This window comes from Aquibium sp. A9E412 (assembly GCF_030398335.1).
Taxonomy (GTDB): domain Bacteria; phylum Pseudomonadota; class Alphaproteobacteria; order Rhizobiales; family Rhizobiaceae; genus A9E412.
The window spans coordinates 1-385 of record NZ_JAOAOP010000155.1 but is presented as its reverse complement, the minus strand read 5'-3'; the positions used below and the strand labels follow the sequence as shown (position 1 = coordinate 385).

The window sequence follows — 385 nt, the reverse complement described above, 5'->3', positions numbered from 1 at the left end:
GCCGCCTCGGCGCGGCCGAGCACGGCGTAGGAGCGCACCAGGCGCTGCCAGCCGGCCGGATCGTCCGGCGCCTCGCGCAGCCTGGCGTCGAGCCGCGCCACCATGCCCTCGACCATCGCCGCGCGGTCCTCGTCGCTCATCGCGCCGGCCGCCTCGATCTCCGCGCGGGCCGGTCCCGGCGCGTCGGCGGGCGCGGTCGTGGCCGCGGCGCCGGCAGCGCCGATGCCCTGTGCGGCGGCGGCCTCGCGCAGCGCCGCGCCTTCCGGCGTGTCGGCGCCGAGCGCCGCCACGCCGCGCGCCAGCGCGTCCTGTGCCGCCTCGGCGCGGCCGAGCACGGCGTAGGAGCGCACCAGGCGCTGCCAGCCGGCCGGATCGTCCGGCGCCT

The 385-nt window shown here is 81.8% G+C and carries 1 pseudogene; it reads right to left on the bottom strand.

Annotated elements, in window-relative coordinates:
- Nucleotides 1-385: pseudogene (locus N1F89_RS20670) on the bottom strand (c-type cytochrome biogenesis protein CcmI); the annotation flags it as partial.